The 19,243-nt window shown below is 57.1% G+C and carries 18 protein-coding genes; 10 read left to right on the top strand and 8 right to left on the bottom strand.

Annotated features, from left to right (window positions below; genetic code table 11):
* Positions 1–52: 52 nt before the first annotated feature.
* Positions 53–1,957, top strand: coding sequence for an ABC transporter ATP-binding protein (locus IEX01_RS15575; protein ID WP_188724138.1), 1,905 nt, complete (start codon positions 53–55; stop codon positions 1,955–1,957).
* A gap of 19 nt (positions 1,958–1,976) precedes the next feature.
* On the opposite strand, the gene IEX01_RS15570 is transcribed toward IEX01_RS15575, so the two are convergent.
* Together IEX01_RS15570 and prs are read right to left on the bottom strand one after the other, a co-directional pair.
* A complete protein-coding gene (locus IEX01_RS15570; RefSeq protein WP_188724137.1) occupies positions 1,977–3,464 on the bottom strand; it encodes a nicotinate phosphoribosyltransferase in 1,488 nt (495 codons plus the stop codon).
* A gap of 11 nt (positions 3,465–3,475) precedes the next feature.
* Positions 3,476–4,333 (bottom strand): ribose-phosphate diphosphokinase, encoded by an 858-nt coding sequence (prs, locus tag IEX01_RS15565; RefSeq protein WP_188724136.1) that lies wholly within the window; start codon positions 4,331–4,333, stop codon positions 3,476–3,478.
* A 197-nt stretch (positions 4,334–4,530) separates the two neighbouring features.
* On the opposite strand from prs, the gene IEX01_RS15560 reads away from it, so the two are divergent.
* From IEX01_RS15560 to IEX01_RS15545, 4 genes are all read left to right on the top strand, one after another.
* Positions 4,531–5,250 carry an NUDIX hydrolase gene (locus tag IEX01_RS15560; protein WP_188724135.1) on the top strand — a complete coding sequence of 240 codons (720 nt, stop codon included), beginning with the start codon at positions 4,531–4,533 and terminating at the stop codon, positions 5,248–5,250.
* Between the two features lie 111 nt (positions 5,251–5,361).
* Positions 5,362–6,378 carry a hydrolase gene (locus IEX01_RS15555; RefSeq protein ID WP_024560251.1) on the top strand — a complete coding sequence of 339 codons (1,017 nt, stop codon included), beginning with the start codon at positions 5,362–5,364 and terminating at the stop codon, positions 6,376–6,378.
* On the top strand, positions 6,379–6,597 hold the full coding sequence (locus tag IEX01_RS15550) for a YheU family protein (protein ID WP_024558168.1): 219 nt from the start codon (positions 6,379–6,381) through the stop codon (positions 6,595–6,597).
* Between the two features lie 114 nt (positions 6,598–6,711).
* On the top strand, positions 6,712–7,581 hold the full coding sequence (locus tag IEX01_RS15545; RefSeq protein WP_024560250.1) for a phosphoribulokinase: 870 nt from the start codon (positions 6,712–6,714) through the stop codon (positions 7,579–7,581).
* 21 nt (positions 7,582–7,602) lie between these two features.
* On the opposite strand, the gene IEX01_RS15540 is transcribed toward IEX01_RS15545, so the two are convergent.
* Complete coding sequence (locus tag IEX01_RS15540; protein ID WP_024558170.1) at positions 7,603–8,007, bottom strand: OsmC family protein; 405 nt, start codon at positions 8,005–8,007, stop codon at positions 7,603–7,605.
* A 308-nt stretch (positions 8,008–8,315) separates the two neighbouring features.
* Between IEX01_RS15540 and crp the strand changes: the two genes are divergently transcribed.
* Complete coding sequence (gene crp, locus IEX01_RS15535) at positions 8,316–8,948, top strand: cAMP-activated global transcriptional regulator CRP (RefSeq protein WP_000242758.1); 633 nt, start codon at positions 8,316–8,318, stop codon at positions 8,946–8,948.
* A gap of 64 nt (positions 8,949–9,012) precedes the next feature.
* Positions 9,013–11,088, top strand: a complete 2,076-nt coding sequence (locus IEX01_RS15530; protein WP_048888806.1) for a YccS/YhfK family putative transporter — start codon at positions 9,013–9,015, stop codon at positions 11,086–11,088.
* Here the strand turns inward: IEX01_RS15530 and argD are convergent, their stop codons facing one another.
* The 5 genes from argD to ppiA all read right to left on the bottom strand — a co-directional run bounded on the left by argD (position 11,089) and on the right by ppiA (position 14,429).
* Positions 11,089–12,306, bottom strand: coding sequence for a bifunctional acetylornithine/succinyldiaminopimelate transaminase (gene argD / locus IEX01_RS15525; protein WP_024558172.1), 1,218 nt, complete (start codon positions 12,304–12,306; stop codon positions 11,089–11,091).
* Between the two features lie 86 nt (positions 12,307–12,392).
* Positions 12,393–12,956 carry an aminodeoxychorismate synthase component 2 gene (pabA, locus tag IEX01_RS15520; RefSeq protein ID WP_188724134.1) on the bottom strand — a complete coding sequence of 188 codons (564 nt, stop codon included), beginning with the start codon at positions 12,954–12,956 and terminating at the stop codon, positions 12,393–12,395.
* 30 nt (positions 12,957–12,986) lie between these two features.
* On the bottom strand, positions 12,987–13,589 hold the full coding sequence (locus IEX01_RS15515; protein WP_024558174.1) for a putative adenosine monophosphate-protein transferase Fic: 603 nt from the start codon (positions 13,587–13,589) through the stop codon (positions 12,987–12,989).
* Positions 13,579–13,749, bottom strand: a complete 171-nt coding sequence (gene ficA, locus IEX01_RS15510) for a FicA/YhfG family antitoxin (protein ID WP_071788492.1) — start codon at positions 13,747–13,749, stop codon at positions 13,579–13,581. Before ficA ends, IEX01_RS15515 begins: the two co-directional genes overlap by 11 nt.
* Before the next feature lie 107 nt (positions 13,750–13,856).
* Positions 13,857–14,429 (bottom strand): peptidylprolyl isomerase A, encoded by a 573-nt coding sequence (ppiA, locus tag IEX01_RS15505; RefSeq protein WP_024558175.1) that lies wholly within the window; start codon positions 14,427–14,429, stop codon positions 13,857–13,859.
* Positions 14,430–14,710: 281 nt separating this feature from the next.
* Here ppiA and tsgA point away from each other — a divergent pair, with 281 nt between their 5' ends.
* From tsgA to nirD, 3 genes are all read left to right on the top strand, one after another.
* Entirely contained in the window at positions 14,711–15,898 is a 1,188-nt protein-coding gene (gene tsgA / locus IEX01_RS15500) for an MFS transporter TsgA (protein ID WP_024558176.1), read from the top strand.
* Between the two features lie 371 nt (positions 15,899–16,269).
* Positions 16,270–18,816 (top strand): nitrite reductase large subunit NirB, encoded by a 2,547-nt coding sequence (nirB, locus tag IEX01_RS15495; RefSeq protein WP_024558177.1) that lies wholly within the window; start codon positions 16,270–16,272, stop codon positions 18,814–18,816.
* A complete protein-coding gene (gene nirD / locus IEX01_RS15490) occupies positions 18,813–19,139 on the top strand; it encodes a nitrite reductase small subunit NirD (protein ID WP_024558178.1) in 327 nt (108 codons plus the stop codon). Before nirB ends, nirD begins: the two co-directional genes overlap by 4 nt.
* Positions 19,140–19,243: the final 104 nt, after the last annotated feature.

The raw sequence follows: 19,243 nt of genomic DNA, 5'->3' as shown, positions 1-19,243 counted from the left end.
ACGTTACCTGATTATAATGACAACTTAACATAGTCTGAACATACGGCGCCTTATGATTGTTTTCTCCTCGTTACAAATCCGCCGCGGCACGCGCGTGCTGCTGGACAATGCCACCGCCACCATTAATCCCAGTCAGAAAGTGGGGCTGGTGGGTAAAAACGGCTGCGGCAAATCCACGCTGCTGTCGCTGTTAAAAAACGAGATGAGCGCCGATGGCGGCAGCTTCAGCTATCCGGGCACCTGGCAACTCGCCTGGGTAAACCAGGAGACGCCCGCCCTGCCGCAGCCCGCTATGGAATATGTGATTGACGGCGATCGTGAATATCGCCAGCTGGAGAGCGAGCTGAATCAGGCTAACGAACGCAACGACGGTCACGCCATCGCCACGGTGCATGGCAAGCTCGACGCCATCGACGCCTGGAGCATCCGTTCCCGCGCCGCGAGCCTGCTGCACGGCCTGGGCTTCAGCAATGAGCAGCTGGAGCGCCCGGTAAGCGACTTCTCCGGCGGCTGGCGCATGCGCCTCAACCTTGCGCAGGCGCTTATCTGCCGCTCCGATTTGCTGCTGCTCGACGAACCGACTAACCACCTCGATCTCGACGCGGTGATCTGGCTGGAGAAATGGCTGAAGAGCTATCAGGGCACGCTGATCCTGATTTCCCACGACCGCGACTTCCTTGACCCAGTGGTGGACAAAATTATTCATATTGAGCAGCAGACGCTGTTCGAGTACACCGGCAACTACAGCTCGTTTGAGCGCCAGCGCGCCACGCGCCTTGCCCAGCAACAGTCGATGTATGAAAGCCAGCAGCAGCGCGTCGCGCACCTGCAGAGCTTCATCGACCGCTTTAAAGCCAAAGCCTCCAAAGCCAAACAGGCGCAAAGCCGCGTGAAGATGCTGGAGCGAATGGAGCTGATTGCCCCGGCGCATGTCGATAACCCGTTCCACTTCAGCTTCCGCGCGCCGGAAAGCCTGCCCAACCCGCTGCTGAAAATGGAGAAAGTCAGCGCAGGCTACGGCGAGCGAATTATTCTCGACTCCATCAAGCTTAACCTGGTGCCCGGCTCGCGCATCGGCCTGCTTGGCCGCAACGGCGCGGGTAAATCCACGCTGATCAAGCTGCTGGCGGGCGAACTGGCGCCGGTAAGCGGCGAAATCGGGTTAGCGAAGGGCATCAAGCTTGGCTACTTCGCCCAGCATCAGCTGGAGTTCCTGCGTGCGGACGAGTCGCCGTTGCAGCATCTGGCGCGCCTCGCGCCGCGCGAGCTGGAGCAACAGCTGCGCGATTATCTGGGCGGGTTTGGCTTCCAGGGCGATAAAGTCACGGAAGTGACCGAGCGCTTCTCCGGCGGTGAAAAAGCGCGCCTGGTGCTGGCGCTGATCGTCTGGCAGCGCCCTAACCTGCTGCTGCTCGACGAACCGACTAACCACCTCGACCTCGATATGCGTCAGGCGCTGACCGAAGCGCTGATTGAATTTGAAGGCGCGCTGGTCGTGGTATCGCACGACCGCCACCTGCTGCGCTCCACCACCGACGATCTCTATCTGGTTCACGACGGCAAAGTGGAGCCGTTCGACGGCGATCTGGAGGATTACCAGCAGTGGCTGAGCGACCTGCAAAAACAGGAAAGTCAGCCTGCAGAGTCGTCGAAAGAGAACGCCAACAGCGCTCAGGCGCGTAAAGATCAAAAACGCCGCGAGGCGGAACTGCGCACTCTCACGCAGCCGCTGCGTAAAGAGATAACCCAGCTGGAAAAACAGATGGAGAAGCTCAACGCCGAGCTGGCGCAGGTGGAAGAAAAGCTGAGCGACAGCGCCCTTTACGATCAGAGCCGTAAGGCGGAACTGACGGAGTGCCTGCAAACGCAGGCCAAAGCGAAAGCGACGCTGGAAGAGTGTGAAATGGCCTGGCTGGATGCCCATGAGCGCCTCGAAGCGATGACTCAGGGCGATTAATCAGCCAGGCACAGCGGCGTTATTGCTCTGCCGCCAGGCGCTGGCGCAGCGTTTCCAGATGTTCGGTGTGATAAAGCTTACCGTCCAGGAAACGGGTTTTTAGCTCACCCTGCTGCTCCTGCGCCCAGGTTTGCTCGTCAAAGAGCTGATAATCCCCCGCCTCGTTGCGCTCAACCCGCAGCAGACCGCGCGCGGAGCGTTTCAGGCCATTGTCGGTTTTCGGCTCTTTGAAAATCATACGCCCGACGCCGTTGACCTCGCCGTAAGTGGCTTTCATTGCAAAACCGAACGTGTCGCGGGTGTTGTACTGGTAGGTAAAAGAGCCCACGCCAAACACCACGTTAGAACTGGCGAAACCTTTTGCCGCCAGACGGCGCAAAATCTCATCGGCGCGCTCAAGGGTAATGGAGTCGCCGTAAATCAGCCCGACGTGCGGGTCGAGCACCTTAAATCCTTTCTCGTTCACGGCGCCGCCGAAAATCTCCCACAGCACTTCCACCGACCCTTTCTCTTCGGGCGTGCGTTCTGCACGCGTATCGTCATCTGCCGCCGTGCCGCACAGAATATCTACCGGGTCGCCGCTGTCCGGGCGAAACACTACGCGGCCTTCCCGCGCCATGATTGAACCCTTCAGCTCGCGGGTGTATTCGGTCAAAACGCGCCAGTAATCCCAGGTATCGGAAACAATCGAGACAATACCGTTCGGGTAAAGGTCGCAAATAAGTCGGCGGAAAGTTTCGATTTCCCCGGCCTGCTCGCCCATGCACATCACGCTGTGCTCGGTCGCCGGTACCGACGCCGCGATAAAGTACTCCTCGCCCTGGGTGTAGTAATCGCGGGCGTAAAGCACGGAAGGGATGTTGTCGGTGCCTTTAAAGCTCAGCAGGTGGCCGCAGCCTGCCTGGGCGGTGTCCTGAAGCCCGGACATGCCGCGAAACGAGAAGTCATGACACTGGAAATCGAGATGGCTCGCATCACTGCAGGTTTCCTTCGCCCAGCGCTCGCAGATAAGGCGATAGTGGTGCGCGATGGTAGCGTTGGTCGACGCTTTCCACAGCTCGGCAGAAAGCACCGTCTCCAGGTAGTTCACCAGCCAGAAAAACTCATCGCGGGTATTGGTAATGGTAAGGACCGGCACCTTCATCGCCACTTTGCTGCCTTCATCCAGTGCTTTGATGTGCAGCGGCAGATAACCCAACTGGTGCAGGGCGCGGATATGCTCAGCGCTGACCGCCCCTTTGCCCATGTAGCTGTCCATAACCGTCTGGTATTCCGCCACCACTTCTTGCTCGTCACGGGCAAAGAAGCGCTCGTTGAAGAGATCAACCAGGAACCACTGCAAAAAGCCCTGCAGGCCGAAAAAGACCAGCTTGCCGTCCGCTACCGGAGAATGAAAATGACGATCGCTGCGCGGCGTAAAGTTTGAATAAACCTTTGTCGTTCCTGCCGGGTACTGCTCGCGGTGTGAAACTTTGTAACCATCGATAGCCAGAATCGGGTTCATCATTTTCTTTCTCCTTAAGCGTTATAAATTTTATTGATATCAATCACGTCAACATTATTCGCGGCAAGCTCAGCGCTTGCGAGCGAGGTGGTGGTATAGATCCGATCGATTCCCTGGCTTAACAGGTTTTCCACGCCTTTAGAGAAAACGCCGTGGGTGACATACAGGCTGACGCTAAGAGCGCCGGCATCGCGCAACACCTGAGCGGAACCGATGAAGGTGCCTCCGGCGTCGCACAGGTCGTCAACAATCAGCGCCGCCTTGCCTTTTACATCGCCTTCCACCAGGCGGAAACCGGTTAGCTCGCCGGTCGCTACGTTGCGCTGTTTCGTAAGCGTAGCGAACCCGTCTGCACCGACAGCCTGCGCCACGGCGTGGATTTTTTTAAGCGCGCCCGCGTCAGGCGCCACCAGCATTAGTTCTCCGGCGCGCAACGCGGCGCTCAGCGTTTCGCTTTGTAGCAGGCAGCGCTCCTGAGGAATAGCTACCAGATTAGTGATAGCCGCGGCTGCCGCTTCGCTATGGGGGTCCAGCACAATAACTTTGTCGAACGCCAGTTGATTAAGCAGGCTGGCGAAAACCTTCAGTGCAAAGCTGTCGCCTTGCTGCATATGGCGATCCTGGCGGGCATAAGGCAGCCACGGCAGCTCAAGATGGCTGAAGCGGACATCGCAGCCGTGCCGTACCGCTTCAGTCAGTTGCGCCAGCAGCATGAAGTCATCCATGTTTTTCATGGCGGCGGCGCGAATCTGCATCAGCGAAGCCGTGGCAGGCAGCTCGCCCGCCACTTTCGCCCAGACGGCGCCGTCAGGAAAACGCCCGGTTTCAACCTCTATCTCTTTACCATCCAGTTTCAGTTGCGGCTGCATCATGGTTCGCTCCTCAAATTTAGTTATTGTCCGTGCGACACATTTAATATTGTCCATGAGACATTAAATGGCAAGCACTAATTTTCGCGCTTTCCTCACCGCGAAGTTAACATACTGATTATTAATAAAATAAAGGTTTACTTTGCCCGACAGAGCGAGACTGTTAAACTTGTCCCTCCGACAATTAGCCTGAACTGACCATGACGACAGAAGCGGAATACCTGCAGCAATACGATCCCTCGCGTTTTCCTTCGCCGCTGGTGACGGTGGACAGCGTGCTGTTCACAATTGCGGAGCAGGCGCTAAGCGTTTTGTTGGTACAGCGCGCCAGACAGCCGCAGCAGGGGCGCTGGGCGCTGCCAGGCGGGTTTATTGATATTGAAAAGGATGATTCAACCCACGCCACGGCGCTGCGTAAGCTTACCGAAAAAACCGGGGTCAGCCCTTCCTGGCTGGAGCAGCTGGAGACGTTTTCCGGCCCGACGCGCGACCCGCGCGGCTGGAGCCTGACCGCCGCCTGGTTTGCGCTTATCGCCTGGGTCGATTGCCAGCCCCATATCGCCTCGGTGAGCGACGCGAAGTGGGTGCCGGTATCGGCGCTGCCGAACACGGAACTCGCCTTCGATCACAGCGAGATTATCCAGGCAGCCCTTCATCGCCTGCGCCAGAAAACCATGTATTCGCTGTTGCCGGTCTACTGTCTGCCGGAGCGCTTTACCCTGACGCAGCTGCATGAGGCGACGGAAATCATTCTTGGCCAGCCAATCCAGCGTAAGAGCCTGATTCGCCGGTTTGAAGCCTCCGGCATGTTTGAAGAAACCGGCGAAAGCGTGGCGACCGGCGCACGCAAAGCGCGGCTCTGGCGACGCAAGGCAGATGCCAACATTCACCTTTTCTCACGTAATCTGCTGGCGGAATAGTCTTTTTTCCAAACGCCCGGTTCGTTATCGTGCCCCGCCGCACCAAATCATCAACAATATGAATAACAATCGTTATAGTCATTCGCGAACTCATTACATTAATCTGGTGCTATGGCCGAAATAACCCCTGCAGAACTGACCGCTCCACCCACCGGCTCGCAACATTTTCAGCCGATGCCGGGCCTGAGCAACGCGCATCTGCAAACCATGCTGCCGCGGCTGCTACGCCGTCGGCTACAGTTTACGCCGCACTGGCAACGCCTCGACTTGCCGGACGGCGATTTTGTCGATCTCGCCTTTAGCGAAGAACCGCAAGCCGCTCGCCACAAGCCCCGGCTGGTCGTTTTTCATGGGCTGGAAGGCAGCTTGCACAGCCCCTACGCGCATGGGCTTATCCATGCGGCGAAGCAGCGCGGCTGGCTTGGCGTCGTGATGCATTTTCGCGGCTGCAGCGGCGTGCCGAACAAAATGCCGCGCATCTATCATTCTGGCGAAACCGAAGACGGCACCTGGTTTCTGAACTGGCTGAACCGGCGCTTCGGCGAAGCGCCGACTGCGGCGGTGGGCTTTTCGCTGGGCGGTAATATGCTGGCCTGCCTGATGGCGAAGCTGAACGCAGACTTTCCGCTGGCGGCGGGCGTGGTGGTTTCCGCGCCGTTGATGCTGGAAGCGTGCAGCTACCATATGGATAAAGGCTTCTCCCGCGTTTATCAGCGCTATCTGCTGAACCTGCTGAAGGCGAACGCGAGCCGCAAGCTTAAGGCGTGGCCCGGCACGCTGCCGATAGACCTGGCGCAGCTTAAGCGCCTGCGCCGCATCCGCGATTTCGATGACGCCATTACCTCGAAAATCCACGGGTTTCGCGACGCCATCGACTACTACCGCCAGTGTAGCGCTCTGCCTTTACTGAACCAGATAACGCGACCTACGCTTATCATCCATGCCAAAGATGACCCGTTTATGGATCATCACGTGATCCCGCAACGTGAAACGCTGCCTGCTAATATCGAGTATCAACTGACCGATCATGGCGGACATGTAGGCTTCGTTGGCGGCACGCTGCGACGTCCGCAGATGTGGCTGGAAAAGCGTATTCCCGACTGGTTAACGACTTATCTGGACCGATAAATGATCATTCCCTGGCAAGACCTACCGCCCGAGACGCTGGACAACCTGATTGAAGCGTTTGTCTTGCGCGAAGGCACCGATTATGGTGAACATGAACGTTCGCTCGAACAAAAAGTGGCCGACGTTAAGCGGCAATTACAGAACGGCGAAGCCGTTCTGGTGTGGTCTGAACTGCACGAAACGGTCAATATCATGCCGCGCGGGCAGTTCCGTGGCTGATGGTCAGCCTGACTTGTTGTCAGGCTGACGCCAGAGCGAAGCAAACTATTCCGCCAGCGCCGGAACGCTGGCGTCAGTGGCGTACCTTTTTCGCGTATCCATGGAGTTCTCGCTATGTCATCAAGACACCCGGTTATCGCCGTTACAGGTTCCAGCGGCGCAGGCACGACCACCACCAGCCTTGCGTTTCGTAAGATCTTCGCTCAGCTAAACCTTCATGCTGCGGAAGTGGAAGGCGACAGCTTTCACCGCTATACGCGCCCGGAAATGGATATGGCTATCCGCAAGGCGCGCGATTTAGGCCGGCATATCAGCTATTTTGGCCCCGACGCCAACGACTTTGGCCTGCTTGAACAAACCTTTATCGAGTATGGACGCAGCGGCCAGGGGAAATCGCGCAAATACCTGCATACCTATGATGAAGCGGTGCCGTGGAACCAGGTGCCGGGCACCTTTACGCCCTGGCAGCCGCTGCCGGAGCCTACCGACGTGCTGTTTTATGAAGGGTTGCACGGCGGCGTGGTCACGCCGCATCACAATGTGGCGCAGCATGTGGATTTGCTGGTGGGCGTAGTGCCTATCGTCAACCTTGAGTGGATCCAGAAGCTGATTCGCGATACCAGCGAGCGAGGGCATTCGCGCGAGGCGGTGATGGATTCCGTGGTGCGATCAATGGAAGATTACATTAACTACATCACGCCGCAGTTTTCCCGCACCCATATTAACTTCCAGCGCGTGCCGACAGTGGATACGTCGAACCCCTTCGCGGCGAAAGGCATTCCTTCGCTCGATGAAAGCTTCGTGGTTATCCACTTTCGCAACCTTGAAGACATCGATTACCCCTGGCTGCTCGCCATGCTTCAGGGTTCCTTCATTTCTCACATCAATACGCTTGTCGTTCCCGGCGGCAAGATGGGGCTGGCGATGGAATTAATCATGCTGCCGCTGGTGCAGCGATTGATGGAAGGGAAAAAAATTGAATAAGGCGGCTGACGCCGCCCCGAGTCAGACCTCTACCACCTCATAAGAGTGGGTGATGTTGACCGCTTTGCCGAGCATCAGCGCCACAGAGCAATATTTCTCAGCGGAGAGATCCACCGCGCGCGCCACGGCCGCCTCCTTCAGCGCCTTACCCGTTACGATAAAGTGCAGGTTAATGTGAGTGAACAACCGCGGCGCTTCTTCGCGGCGTTCTGAGGTCAGTTTCACTTCGCAATCCTGAACGTCATGACGCCCTTTTTGCAAAATAGACACCACGTCGATAGCGCTGCAACCGCCCGCCGCCATCAGCACCATTTCCATCGGGCTTGGCGCTTTATCGCCGGAATTGCCGTCCATCAGGATTTGGTGCCCTGAAGCGGATTCGCCCAGAAACGTCAATCCCTCAACCCACTTTACTCGTGCCTGCATAATCATCACTCCGATGTATAAAAATTTTTGACAGATTACGCGCCAGTTGCGAAAGAGGCAACGGAAGGGCGACCTGCGTCAAGCTGAAACGAGACAATAGAAGACACCCATGAAAAGCTATGCTAAAACAGTCTGGATGCTGCGGCGATACATTGATGTTATGCATGTATGCAGAGGACAAGACAATTTACCGGCTGCGACGACATGGACAGCCAACTTCCCGGGATGCGGGAAGATAATGATTGCAAAGCCAGATGGGGGACCCGCGCCCCGTCTTTGGAGCCAGTTTAAACAGAGGATAACAGCGCATGGTGCTTGGCAAACCGCAAACAGACCCGACTCTCGAATGGTTCTTGTCACATTGCCACATTCATAAGTACCCATCGAAGAGCACGCTGATTCACCAGGGTGAAAAAGCGGAAACGTTGTATTACATCGTTAAAGGCTCAGTGGCAGTGCTGATCAAAGACGAAGAGGGCAAGGAGATGATCCTCTCGTATCTGAATCAGGGAGACTTTATCGGCGAACTGGGCCTGTTTGAAGAGGGCCAGGAGCGCAGCGCCTGGGTTCGCGCCAAGACCGCTTGCGAAGTCGCCGAGATTTCCTATAAAAAATTCCGCCAGCTTATCCAGGTGAACCCGGACATCCTGATGCGCCTCTCTTCGCAGATGGCGCGTCGTCTGCAAGTCACCTCTGAAAAAGTCGGCAACCTGGCGTTCCTCGACGTAACGGGCCGCATCGCCCAGACGTTGCTCAACCTGGCGAAACAGCCGGACGCCATGACCCATCCCGACGGCATGCAGATTAAAATCACCCGTCAGGAAATCGGCCAGATCGTGGGCTGCTCCCGCGAAACCGTTGGCCGCATCCTGAAAATGCTTGAAGATCAAAACCTGATCTCCGCGCACGGTAAGACCATCGTGGTTTACGGCACCCGCTAAGCCGCCTTAAAAAAACGGCGTGTCGCTTCGGTAACACGCCGTTTTTGTTTCTACACTTACCTCTATGTTTCGCCGTCTCATTTATCACCCGGAAGTGAACTACGCCCTGCGCCAGACGCTGATCCTGTGTCTGCCGGTGGCGGTTGGGTTACTGCTGGGCCATCTGCAACAGGGCCTGCTTTTTTCGCTGGTGCCTGCCTGCTGCAACATCGCCGGGCTCGATACGCCCCACAAGCGCTTTTTCAAACGTCTGGCGGTCGGCGCTTCGCTCTTTGCCGTCAGCAGTTTTACCGTGCAACTGTTACTGGCGGACAATCTGCCGCTGCCGCTTATCTTTTTAGGCATGGCGCTGCTGCTTGGCGTGACGGCGGAGATAAGCTCGCTGCATGCCCGGCTGCTGCCCGCTTCGCTTATCGCCGCTATTTTTACGCTAAGCCTTGCGGGGAACATGCCGGTCTGGGAGCCTATCCTGCTCTATATTTTCGGCACGCTCTGGTACGGGCTGTTTAACTGGTTCTGGTTCTGGCTGTGGCGCGAGCAGCCGCTTCGCGAGTCGCTAAGCTTGCTGTATCGCCAGCTGGCGGACTATTGCGAAGCGAAATATAACCTGCTGACGCAGCATACCGACCCGGAGACCGCCCTGCCCCCGCTGCTTACGCATCAGCAAAAAGTGGTGGACCTTATCAGCCAGTGCTACCAGCAGTTGCACATGCTGGCGGCCGGGAAACAGAGCGGCTATAAGCGTCTGCTGCGCACCTTCCAGATGGCGCTGGATTTGCAAGAACATATTTCGGTCAGCCTGCATCAGCCGGAGGAGGTGCAAAAGCTGGTGGAGCGCAGCCACGCCGAGGCGGTGATCCGCTGGAACGCACAGACCATCAGCGCGCGACTGCGCGTCATGGCCGACGACATCCTCTACCATCGTTATCCGCAGCGTTTCGCCATGGATAAGCAAATCGCCGCGCTGGAGAAAATCGCCCGCCAGCACCCGGACAACCTTGTAGGGCATTTCTGCGAATACCACTTCAGTCGCATCGCCCGCATCCTGCGCACGCAGCGCCCACTCTATGCCCGCGACCTGATGGCCGACCGGCAGAAACGGCTGCCGCTATTCCCGGCGCTGAAAAGCTACCTTTCGCTCAAATCCGCCGCTTTGCGCAACGCCGCACGGCTGGGAGTGATGCTGAGCATCGCAAGCCTCGTTGGCAACGCGTTCCATCTGCCCAAACCGTACTGGATCCTCATGACCGTAATGTTTGTGACGCAGAATGGCTACGGGGCGACGCGGGTGCGCATTCTCCAGCGAGCGGCCGGCACGCTGGCGGGGTTAATCATCGCGGGCGTCACGCTGCACCTGCATGTGCCGCAGGGCTACATGCTGCTGGTGATGCTGGCTATCACGCTCATTAGCTACCTTATCCTTCGCAAAAACTATGGCTGGGCGATGATTGGCTTCACGGTGACGGCGGTTTACTCCTTACAGCTGCTGTCGCTGAACGGCGAACAGTTTATCGTCACCCGGCTTATCGACACGTTGATTGGTTGCTTTATCGCTTTCGGCGGTATGGTCTGGCTGTGGCCGCAGTGGCAAAGCGGGCTGCTGCGCCAGAACGCCCACGACGCGCTGGAGGCGGACCAGGAGGCGCTGCGCCTTATCCTGAGCGACGACCCGCAGCCTGCGCCGCTTGCCTGGCAGCGGATGCGTGTCAACCAGGCGCATAACGCGCTTTATAACTCGCTGAACCAGGCGATGCAGGAGCCTGGCTTCAACGCCCACTACCTGGATGATATGAAGCTTTGGGTTACGCACAGCCAGTTTATCGTTGAGCATATCAACGCCATGACGACGATGGCGCGCGAGCACCATATGCTGACGCCGGAACTGGCGGCGCGTTATCTGGAGTCCTGTGAAATTGCGTTGCAGCGCTGCCAGCAACGGCTGGAATATGATGAGCCGGGGGAATCCCACGACGCGAATATTCTGGAAGGGCCAGAGACGCTGCCGGATACCGCGTTGAGCGTCATGGAACAGCATGTGCACCGTATTCTCGGCCACCTGAACACCATGCATACGATCTCTTCGGTAGCATGGCGTCAGCGGCCCCATCACGGCATCTGGCTTAAGCGCCGTCTGGGCTGATTAGCCTGTTACGCGCGCTACGGCTTTCGCAAAGCGCGCCATCCCTTCGTCGATATCCGCGCTTTCCACCACCAGCGACGGGGCGAAGCGCATCACATCCGGCCCGGCGTTCAGCACCATCAGCCCTTCACTGGCGGCGGCGTACAGGAAATCCCGCGCGCGGCCTTTATAAGCGGGTTTCAGCTCCGCGCCGATCAGCAGGCCCATCCCGCGAATGTCGCTAAAAAGGTCGTACTGCTCATCGATAGCGCGCAGGTGACGTACAAACTGCTCGCGCTTCGCGTTAACGCCGTCCAGCACTTCCGGCGTGTTGATGATATCAAACGCCGCGCCCGCCACCGCGCAGGCCAGCGGGTTGCCGCCATAGGTGGAGCCATGCGAGCCGACATGGAACGCCGAGGCCACATCCTGCGTCGCCAGCACCGCGCTTACCGGGAAACCGCCGCCAAGCGCCTTCGCGCTGGTCAGAATGTCTGGCGTCACGCCGTAATGCATATAGGTAAAAAGCTTGCCGGTGCGGCCCATGCCGCTCTGTACTTCATCAAACACCAGCAGCGCCTGATGCTGGTCGCAAAGTTCGCGCAGCCCCTGTAAAAACGCCGGCGTGGCGGCGGTAACGCCACCTTCTCCTTGCACAGGCTCAACCACCACCGCGCAGGTGTGGTCGTCCATTACCGCTTTAACGGCGCTCAGGTCATTAAAAGGCACGTGGATGATGTCGGCTGGCTTAGGACCAAAGCCATCGGAATATTTCGGCTGCCCGCCGACCGAAACGGTAAACAGCGAGCGGCCATGAAACGCATTATGAAACGCGATGATTTTCGTTTTGTAAGGGCTGTGGCGGGTAATCGCGTAATGACGAGCCAGTTTGAACGCCGTTTCATTGGCTTCGGTGCCGGAGTTCATAAACAGCACGCGGTCAGCAAAGGTGGCTTCAATGATTTTACGACCGAGGCGCAGCGCCGGTTCGTTGGTAAACACGTTGCTGGTATGCCAGAGGGTTTCACCCTGCGTTTTCAGCGCCTCTACCAGCGCGGGATGGCAATGACCCAGCGCCGTCACCGCGATGCCACCGGCAAAATCCACATACTCATTACCCTGCTGATCCCACACCCGGCTGCCTTTGCCCTTTACCGGAATAAACTCCGCCGGTGCATAAACCGGCAGGATCACTTCATCAAAAGTTGCGCGGGTAATTGCAGTTTGTTCAGTCGCCATGTCATGCCCATCCAGTTAATGCGAAACCGCATATGAAAAGATAAGCATAAAATATGCATAATAAATCAATTAATGGCAATGAAAATTCAGCGGTTAAGGAAGTTTGCCAGCAGTTGATGCCCCTGCTCGCTCAAAATGCTCTCCGGGTGAAACTGCACCCCTTCGAGATCCCATCGCTTATGCCGAATGCCCATAATCTCCTGACGATCGCTCCAGGCGGTGACGGAAAAATCATCCGGCAGCGTCGGCGGGTCGATAACCAGCGAATGATAACGCGTAACGGTAAGCGGATTATTTAGCCCGGCAAAGACGCCTTCTCCGGTGTGCTGAATCTGCGACGTTTTGCCATGCATGACTTTTTCTGCCCGTACGACCGAAGCGCCAAAGGCCTGGCCGATAGCCTGATGACCGAGGCAAACGCCAAGGATCGGGAGCCTGCCCGCATAGTGGGAAATGGCCGCAAGCGAAATACCCGCTTCGTTGGGGGTACAGGGGCCGGGAGAGATAACCAGCTTTTGCGGTGCCAGCGTCGCGATGTCGGCAAGCGTTAGCTCGTCGTTGCGCTTCACCACCACCTGCGCCCCCAGCTCGCAAAAGTACTGATAGAGGTTCCAGGTAAACGAGTCGTAGTTGTCGATAAGCAGTAGCATGGCGGCTCCGGAAAAAAGAACCGCGTCATTCTACTCGCTTTCGCGCGCCTCGCTCACCACTTTGCTGAAGATCTCGCGCAGCGGCGCGAGGTCGCCCATAGCGCCCGCCTGGTTGGCCGCATTCCAGGCCGTTACATCCACGTCGCGCCAGTCGAGGCTGTAACCCGCATGCAGCGCCAGCTGTTCGAAGAAAACCCGCTGGGCGCGGCCGGTACCGATACGAAACGGGTGCAGGACGTTTATCTCGCAATAGTAGTGGGCAAGGCGCTCAATGAAAGCGTCAGGCTCCAGGCCGACCAGATACTTTTCGTCCTCCAGTTCCTGCATCAGGGCGTTGCCCTCTTTTTCGATATATTCGAAGTGGCAAAAGCGGGTATCGCCCTGGTAGATATCCACCTCGCGCAGCTCGCCCGCCCATTCATAGACATCCTGAAAAAGCTGGCGGTGGATGGCGCACAGGTGCGGCAACCCACGCGGCAAAGGCCCCAGTTCAAGGGTGGCGGCTCGCAGCGAGGTAAGCTCACGCTCGGCGTGCTGCAAGTCCTGCAAAGAATGGATGTTCAGCCGGTTGCGCAGCACTTCGCTGCCCGACCAGAAATAGGGGTCGCGCCCTTCGCCAAATTTATCGCTCATAGTGCCCCCTCCGTTCGTCGATGCGCGCCAGCGCTTCTTCGCGCGACAGGGTGATAAGAGGGATATCGATCCCTTCCAGACGGTTGCTGGCCTGGAAGTTGGCGTTCTTTTGCCGCTCCCACAGCCGGGCCTTCTGTTTGTCGGTAAGTTTTTTCGCCATAACGCCTCCCTGAACGTAACCGTATTTGCCACAAGTATAAGCAGCAATTGGCAGATGCGCAGAAAGCAGGAAGAAACGCGGGTGAGGGCCACCCGCGTCGGAAAAGATTAAGGCAGGACTTTCGCAGAGAGGATAACTACCGGTTTTGACGGCACATTCTGGTACGGACCCACATCGTGCGTCGGCACCTGAGCGATTTTATCGGCCACATCCATGCCTTTCACAACTTTACCAAATACGGCGTAACCAAAGTCGCGCTGGCCGTGATTCAGGAAAGCGTTATCGGCCACGTTGATAAAGAACTGGCTGGTGGCGCTGTCTTTATCGGCGGTGCGGGCCATAGCGATGGTGCCGCGCGTGTTCGGCAGACCGTTGTCCGCTTCGTTTTTCACCGGCGGGTTCGTGGTTTTTTGCTGCATGTCCGCCGTAAAACCGCCGCCCTGGACCATAAAGCCCGGAATAACGCGATGGAAAATGGTGTTGTTATAAAAACCGTTGTTCACGTAATCGACAAAATTCTTCACCGTTGCAGGGGCTTTCTGGCTGTTTAACTCCAGCTCGATGTTGCCTGCTGAAGTGGTGAGCAGTACGCGTGGATCGCCTTTCGCCGCCAGCGCGGCCGGAGAAAGCGCAGAGAGAGCAAACACAGCCGCGACAGCCGCCAGAGTCGTTTTAAACATGAAAAATTCCTTACGTGGGCAGTGATGAATGCAAGTGGATCGATTCTAAAGAGCGTTTGTTTAACGTGCCAGCGATTTACCAGGCTTTACGTAACGCTAAAAGCCCGCATTGTCGCTCTCACTTTATCCTGACCGGTTAATTTATGTGATAGATCTCAAGTAATAACAGATAAGTTGCAGCAAAAAAGTATCTCAATGTTTAATTGGATCACGTTCGAGCATAAAATGCGCATGCTTCCGGCGCTGTCAACGCGCTTTACATATCTATGCACAGGCTCCCCATGACTAACAGTAACCGCATCAGACTCACATGGATCAGTTTCTTCTCCTACGCGTTAACCGGCGCGTTGGTTATCGTCACCGGCATGGTGATGGGCAACATTGCAGAGTATTTTCATCTGCCTGTATCCAGCATGAGCAATACCTTTACGTTCCTTAACGCCGGCATTCTTATCTCTATCTTCCTGAACGCCTGGCTGATGGAAATTGTGCCGCTGAAAACCCAACTGCGTTTCGGCTTTTTGCTGATGGTTGTCGCCGTTGCCGCCCTGATGTACAGCCAGAGCCTTGCGCTGTTCTCGGCGGCAATGTTCGTGCTGGGCCTGGTCAGCGGGATCACCATGTCTATCGGCACCTTCCTTATCACCCATATGTATGAAGGCCGTCAGCGCGGTTCCCGCCTGCTGTTTACCGACTCCTTCTTCAGTATGGCCGGGATGATCTTCCCGATGGTCGCCGCGTTCTTGCTGGCGCGCGCCATTGAGTGGTACTGGGTGTACGCCTGCATCGGTCTGGTCTACGTCGCTATCTTCATCCTGACTTTCGGCTGCGATTTCCCGGTGCTCGGCAAACATGCGCCGAAAGCCGATCTGCCGGTTGCGAAAGAAAAATGGGGCGTCGGCGTGCTGTTCCTTTCCATCGCTGCGCTTTGCTACATTCTGGGTCAGCTCGGTTTTATCGGCTGGGTGCCGGAGTACGCTACCAAAGGCCTTGGCATGAACCTGAATGATGCCGGTACGCTGGTGAGCAACTTCTGGATGTCTTACATGATAGGTATGTGGGTGTTCAGCTTCGTACTGCGCTTCTTTGACTTGCAGCGTATCCTGACCGTGCTGGCGGGCCTCGCCACGGTGCTGATGTACTTTTTCATCACCAGCAAACCGGAGCACATGTCGTGGTTCATCCTGGCGCTGGGCTTCTTCTCCAGCGCGATTTACACCACCATCATTACGCTGGGCTCGCTGCAGACCAAAGTCGCCTCGCCGAAGCTGGTTAACTTTATCCTGACCTGCGGCACCGTCGGCACCATGCTGACCTTTATCGTGACCGGCCCGATTGTGGCGAATCACGGCGCGCAGGCTGCGCTGTTTACCGCTAACGGCCTTTACGCTGTAGTGTTTGTTATGTGCTTCGCGCTGGGCTTTGTGACTCGTCATCGCCAGCACTCGGCCGCCGCCGCCGCGCACTAATAAGCCTAATGTCCCCTTTCCGCCTGGAAGGGGACATCGTTCAGATCCCGGCGTTCAGCCATGAACGCCGCTCCGTCCCCGGTTAACGCTTTTCCTCTTGCGCATGGCCTCCCCTTCACAGGCATTTCTGGTCAGTTTCTTTAGTTGTTAACACCTTGTGAAAAAATTAGCGCCTCGCCGCCTTAATTGTCCTTTTTTGTTCAGAAAATCCTCAAACGTGAATTTCCAGAAATTTCCATAACTTAGAAAATAAAAGGAAAATCAAACATATACCTCTTAATGGGTATATAGAAGCGCACTTGATCCATATCAATAAGCGGGGGTGCTGAATCGTTAAGGTAGGCAGTAATAGAAAAGAAATCGAGGCAAAAATGAGCAACGTCAAACTCGCTATTATCGGTAACGGCATGGTCGGCCACCGCTTTATCGAGGACCTTCTCGACAAAGCCGAACCGGGCCAGTTCGACATTACCGTCTTCTGTGAAGAGCCGCGCATCGCCTATGACCGCGTGCATCTCTCCTCTTACTTCTCTCACCATACCGCTGAAGAACTCTCTCTTGTTCGTGAAGGCTTTTACGAAAAACACGGCGTGAAAGTGCTGGTGGGCGAACGCGCCATTACCATTAACCGTCAGGAGAAGGTGATTCACTCCAGCTCCGGGCGCAGCGTCTATTACGACAAGCTGATCATGGCGACCGGCTCTTATCCGTGGATCCCGCCTATCAAAGGCGCGGAAACCCAGGATTGCTTCGTCTACCGCACCATTGAAGACCTGAACGCCATTGAAGCCTGCGCGCGTCGCAGTAAGCGCGGCGCGGTCGTGGGCGGCGGCCTGCTCGGTCTGGAAGCCGCCGGGGCGCTGAAAAACTTAGGCGTGGAAACGCACGTTATCGAATTCGCGCCGATGCTGATGGCCGAACAGCTTGATCAGATGGGCGGCGAACAGCTGCGTCGCAAAATTGAAAGCATGGGCGTGAAAGTTCACACCAGCAAAAATACGCAAGAGATCGTTCAACAAGGCGTTGAAGCGCGTAAAACCATGCGTTTTGCCGACGGCAGCGAGCTGGAAGTGGACTTCATTGTGTTCTCCACCGGTATTCGCCCGCGCGATAAGCTCGCGAAACAGTGCGATCTCGCTATCGCCCAGCGTGGCGGCATTATGATTAACGACCAGTGCCAGACGTCCGACCCGGATATCTACGCTATCGGCGAATGCGCCAGCTGGAACAGCCGCGTTTACGGGCTGGTGGCGCCGGGCTACAAAATGGCGCAGGTCGCGGTCGACCATATTCTTGGCAACGCGAACGCCTTCGAAGGAGCGGACCTCAGCGCCAAGCTGAAGCTGCTCGGCGTTGACGTGGGCGGCATCGGCGACGCGCATGGCCGTACGCCGAACTCCCGCAGCTACGTCTTTCTGGATGAAAGCAAAGAGGTCTACAAACGCCTCGTGGTAAGCGCGGACAACAAAACCCTGCTCGGCGCCGTGCTGGTGGGCGACACCAGCGATTACGGCAACCTGCTGCAGCTGGTGCTGAACGCCATCGAACTGCCGGAAAACCCGGATTCGCTCATCCTGCCTGCGCATGCAAGCCAGGGCAAACCAGCCATCGGCGTGGATAAGCTGCCGGACAGCGCGCAGATTTGCTCCTGCTTCGATGTGACCAAAGGCGACCTGGTCGCCGCCATCGGCCGCGGCTGCCACACCGTTGCGGCGCTGAAAGCGGAAACCAAAGCCGGCACCGGTTGTGGCGGCTGTATCCCGCTGGTGACGCAGGTGCTGAACGCCGAACTGGCTAAACAGGGTATTGAGATAACCAATAACCTGTGCGAACACTTCGCTTTTTCTCGTCAGGAGCTGTATCACCTCATTCGCGTGGAAGGGATCAAAACCTTCGACGAACTGCTGGCGAAATACGGCAGCGGCTATGGCTGCGAAGTGTGTAAACCCACCGTTGGTTCGCTGCTTGCCTCCTGCTGGAACGAATATGTGCTGAAACCGCAGCACACTCCGCTGCAGGACACCAACGACAACTTCCTGGCGAATATCCAGAAAGACGGCACTTACTCAGTCATTCCACGCTCCGCCGGCGGCGAAATCACCCCCGAGGGGCTGATGGAAGTAGGCCGCATCGCCCGCGAGTTTAACCTCTACACCAAAATCACGGGTTCCCAGCGCATTGGCCTGTTCGGCGCGCGCAAAGACGACCTGCCGGAGATCTGGCGCCAGCTTATCAACGCGGGCTTTGAAACCGGCCACGCTTACGCTAAAGCGCTGCGTATGGCGAAAACCTGCGTCGGCAGCACCTGGTGCCGCTACGGCGTCGGCGACAGCGTGGGCCTGGGGGTTGAACTTGAGAACCGCTATAAAGGCATCCGCACCCCGCACAAGATGAAATTTGGCGTCTCCGGCTGCACCCGCGAATGCGCGGAAGCACAGGGCAAAGATGTCGGCATTATCGCCACCGAGAAAGGCTGGAACCTGTATGTGTGCGGCAACGGCGGCATGAAACCGCGCCACGCGGATCTGCTGGCGGCGGATCTCGACCGCGACACGCTGGTGCGTTACCTCGACCGCTTCATGATGTTCTACATCCGCACCGCGGATAAGCTGACCCGCACCGCGCCATGGCTGGACGCAATGGAAGGCGGCATCAACTACCTGAAGAGCGTCATCATCGACGACAAGCTGGGTCTGAACGCACAGCTGGAAGCGGAGATGGCCCGTCTGCGCGAAGCGGTTATCTGCGAATGGACTGAAACGGTCAACAACCCGCAGGCGCAGGTTCGCTTCAAACACTTTATCAACAGCGATCGTCGCGACCCGAACGTGCAGGTCGTGGCGGAGCGCCAGCAACACCGTCCGGCCACGCCGTATGAGCGCATTCCGGTCACCTTCGTGGAGGAGGAAACTGTATGAGCCAGTGGAACACCGTCTGCCAGCTTGATGACATTATCCCGGCAACCGGCGTCTGCGCCCTGCTTGGCAATAAACAGGTCGCGATTTTCCGCCCTCGCGCCAACGAGGAGGTTTACGCCATCAGCAATATCGACCCGTTCTTTGAAGCGAGCGTCCTCTCCCGCGGCATCATCGCTGAACATCAGGGCGAGCTGTGGGTGGCGAGCCCGCTGAAAAAGCAGCGTTTCCGCCTGCGCGACGGGCTGTGTATGGAAGATGAAAGCCGTTCTGTCGCGCATTTTGAGGCGCGCGTGAAGGACGGTCAGGTGCAGGTGAAGGCGTAACCCAGAAAGGCTACAACAACGCCTTCAGGGTTTCAGGCGGGTCGCGCGAAATTTTACGCCAGGCTCGGCACTGCCCGGTTCCCTCTCCCGTCCGGGGAGAGGGT

The sequence above is a fragment of the Franconibacter daqui genome, from assembly GCF_014644275.1.
GTDB lineage: Bacteria > Pseudomonadota > Gammaproteobacteria > Enterobacterales > Enterobacteriaceae > Franconibacter > Franconibacter pulveris.
The sequence above is the reverse complement of the archived record's forward strand: the minus strand, read 5'-3'. Positions and strand labels throughout refer to the sequence as shown.

Coding starts and splice junctions, on each gene's coding strand:
- nirD (WP_024558178.1), top strand. CDS start 18,813: ATGAGCCAGTGGAACACCGTCTGCCAGCTTGATGACATTATCCCGGCA.
- IEX01_RS15530 (WP_048888806.1), top strand. CDS start 9,013: ATGTTTCGCCGTCTCATTTATCACCCGGAAGTGAACTACGCCCTGCGC.
- ppiA (WP_024558175.1), bottom strand. CDS start 14,429: ATGTTTAAAACGACTCTGGCGGCTGTCGCGGCTGTGTTTGCTCTCTCT.
- prs (WP_188724136.1), bottom strand. CDS start 4,333: ATGATGCAGCCGCAACTGAAACTGGATGGTAAAGAGATAGAGGTTGAA.
- IEX01_RS15575 (WP_188724138.1), top strand. CDS start 53: ATGATTGTTTTCTCCTCGTTACAAATCCGCCGCGGCACGCGCGTGCTG.
- argD (WP_024558172.1), bottom strand. CDS start 12,306: ATGGCGACTGAACAAACTGCAATTACCCGCGCAACTTTTGATGAAGTG.
- pabA (WP_188724134.1), bottom strand. CDS start 12,956: ATGCTACTGCTTATCGACAACTACGACTCGTTTACCTGGAACCTCTAT.
- crp (WP_000242758.1), top strand. CDS start 8,316: ATGGTGCTTGGCAAACCGCAAACAGACCCGACTCTCGAATGGTTCTTG.
- tsgA (WP_024558176.1), top strand. CDS start 14,711: ATGACTAACAGTAACCGCATCAGACTCACATGGATCAGTTTCTTCTCC.
- IEX01_RS15540 (WP_024558170.1), bottom strand. CDS start 8,007: ATGCAGGCACGAGTAAAGTGGGTTGAGGGATTGACGTTTCTGGGCGAA.
- IEX01_RS15545 (WP_024560250.1), top strand. CDS start 6,712: ATGTCATCAAGACACCCGGTTATCGCCGTTACAGGTTCCAGCGGCGCA.
- IEX01_RS15570 (WP_188724137.1), bottom strand. CDS start 3,464: ATGATGAACCCGATTCTGGCTATCGATGGTTACAAAGTTTCACACCGC.
- IEX01_RS15515 (WP_024558174.1), bottom strand. CDS start 13,589: ATGAGCGATAAATTTGGCGAAGGGCGCGACCCCTATTTCTGGTCGGGC.
- IEX01_RS15550 (WP_024558168.1), top strand. CDS start 6,379: ATGATCATTCCCTGGCAAGACCTACCGCCCGAGACGCTGGACAACCTG.
- IEX01_RS15560 (WP_188724135.1), top strand. CDS start 4,531: ATGACGACAGAAGCGGAATACCTGCAGCAATACGATCCCTCGCGTTTT.
- ficA (WP_071788492.1), bottom strand. CDS start 13,749: ATGGCGAAAAAACTTACCGACAAACAGAAGGCCCGGCTGTGGGAGCGG.
- IEX01_RS15555 (WP_024560251.1), top strand. CDS start 5,362: ATGGCCGAAATAACCCCTGCAGAACTGACCGCTCCACCCACCGGCTCG.
- nirB (WP_024558177.1), top strand. CDS start 16,270: ATGAGCAACGTCAAACTCGCTATTATCGGTAACGGCATGGTCGGCCAC.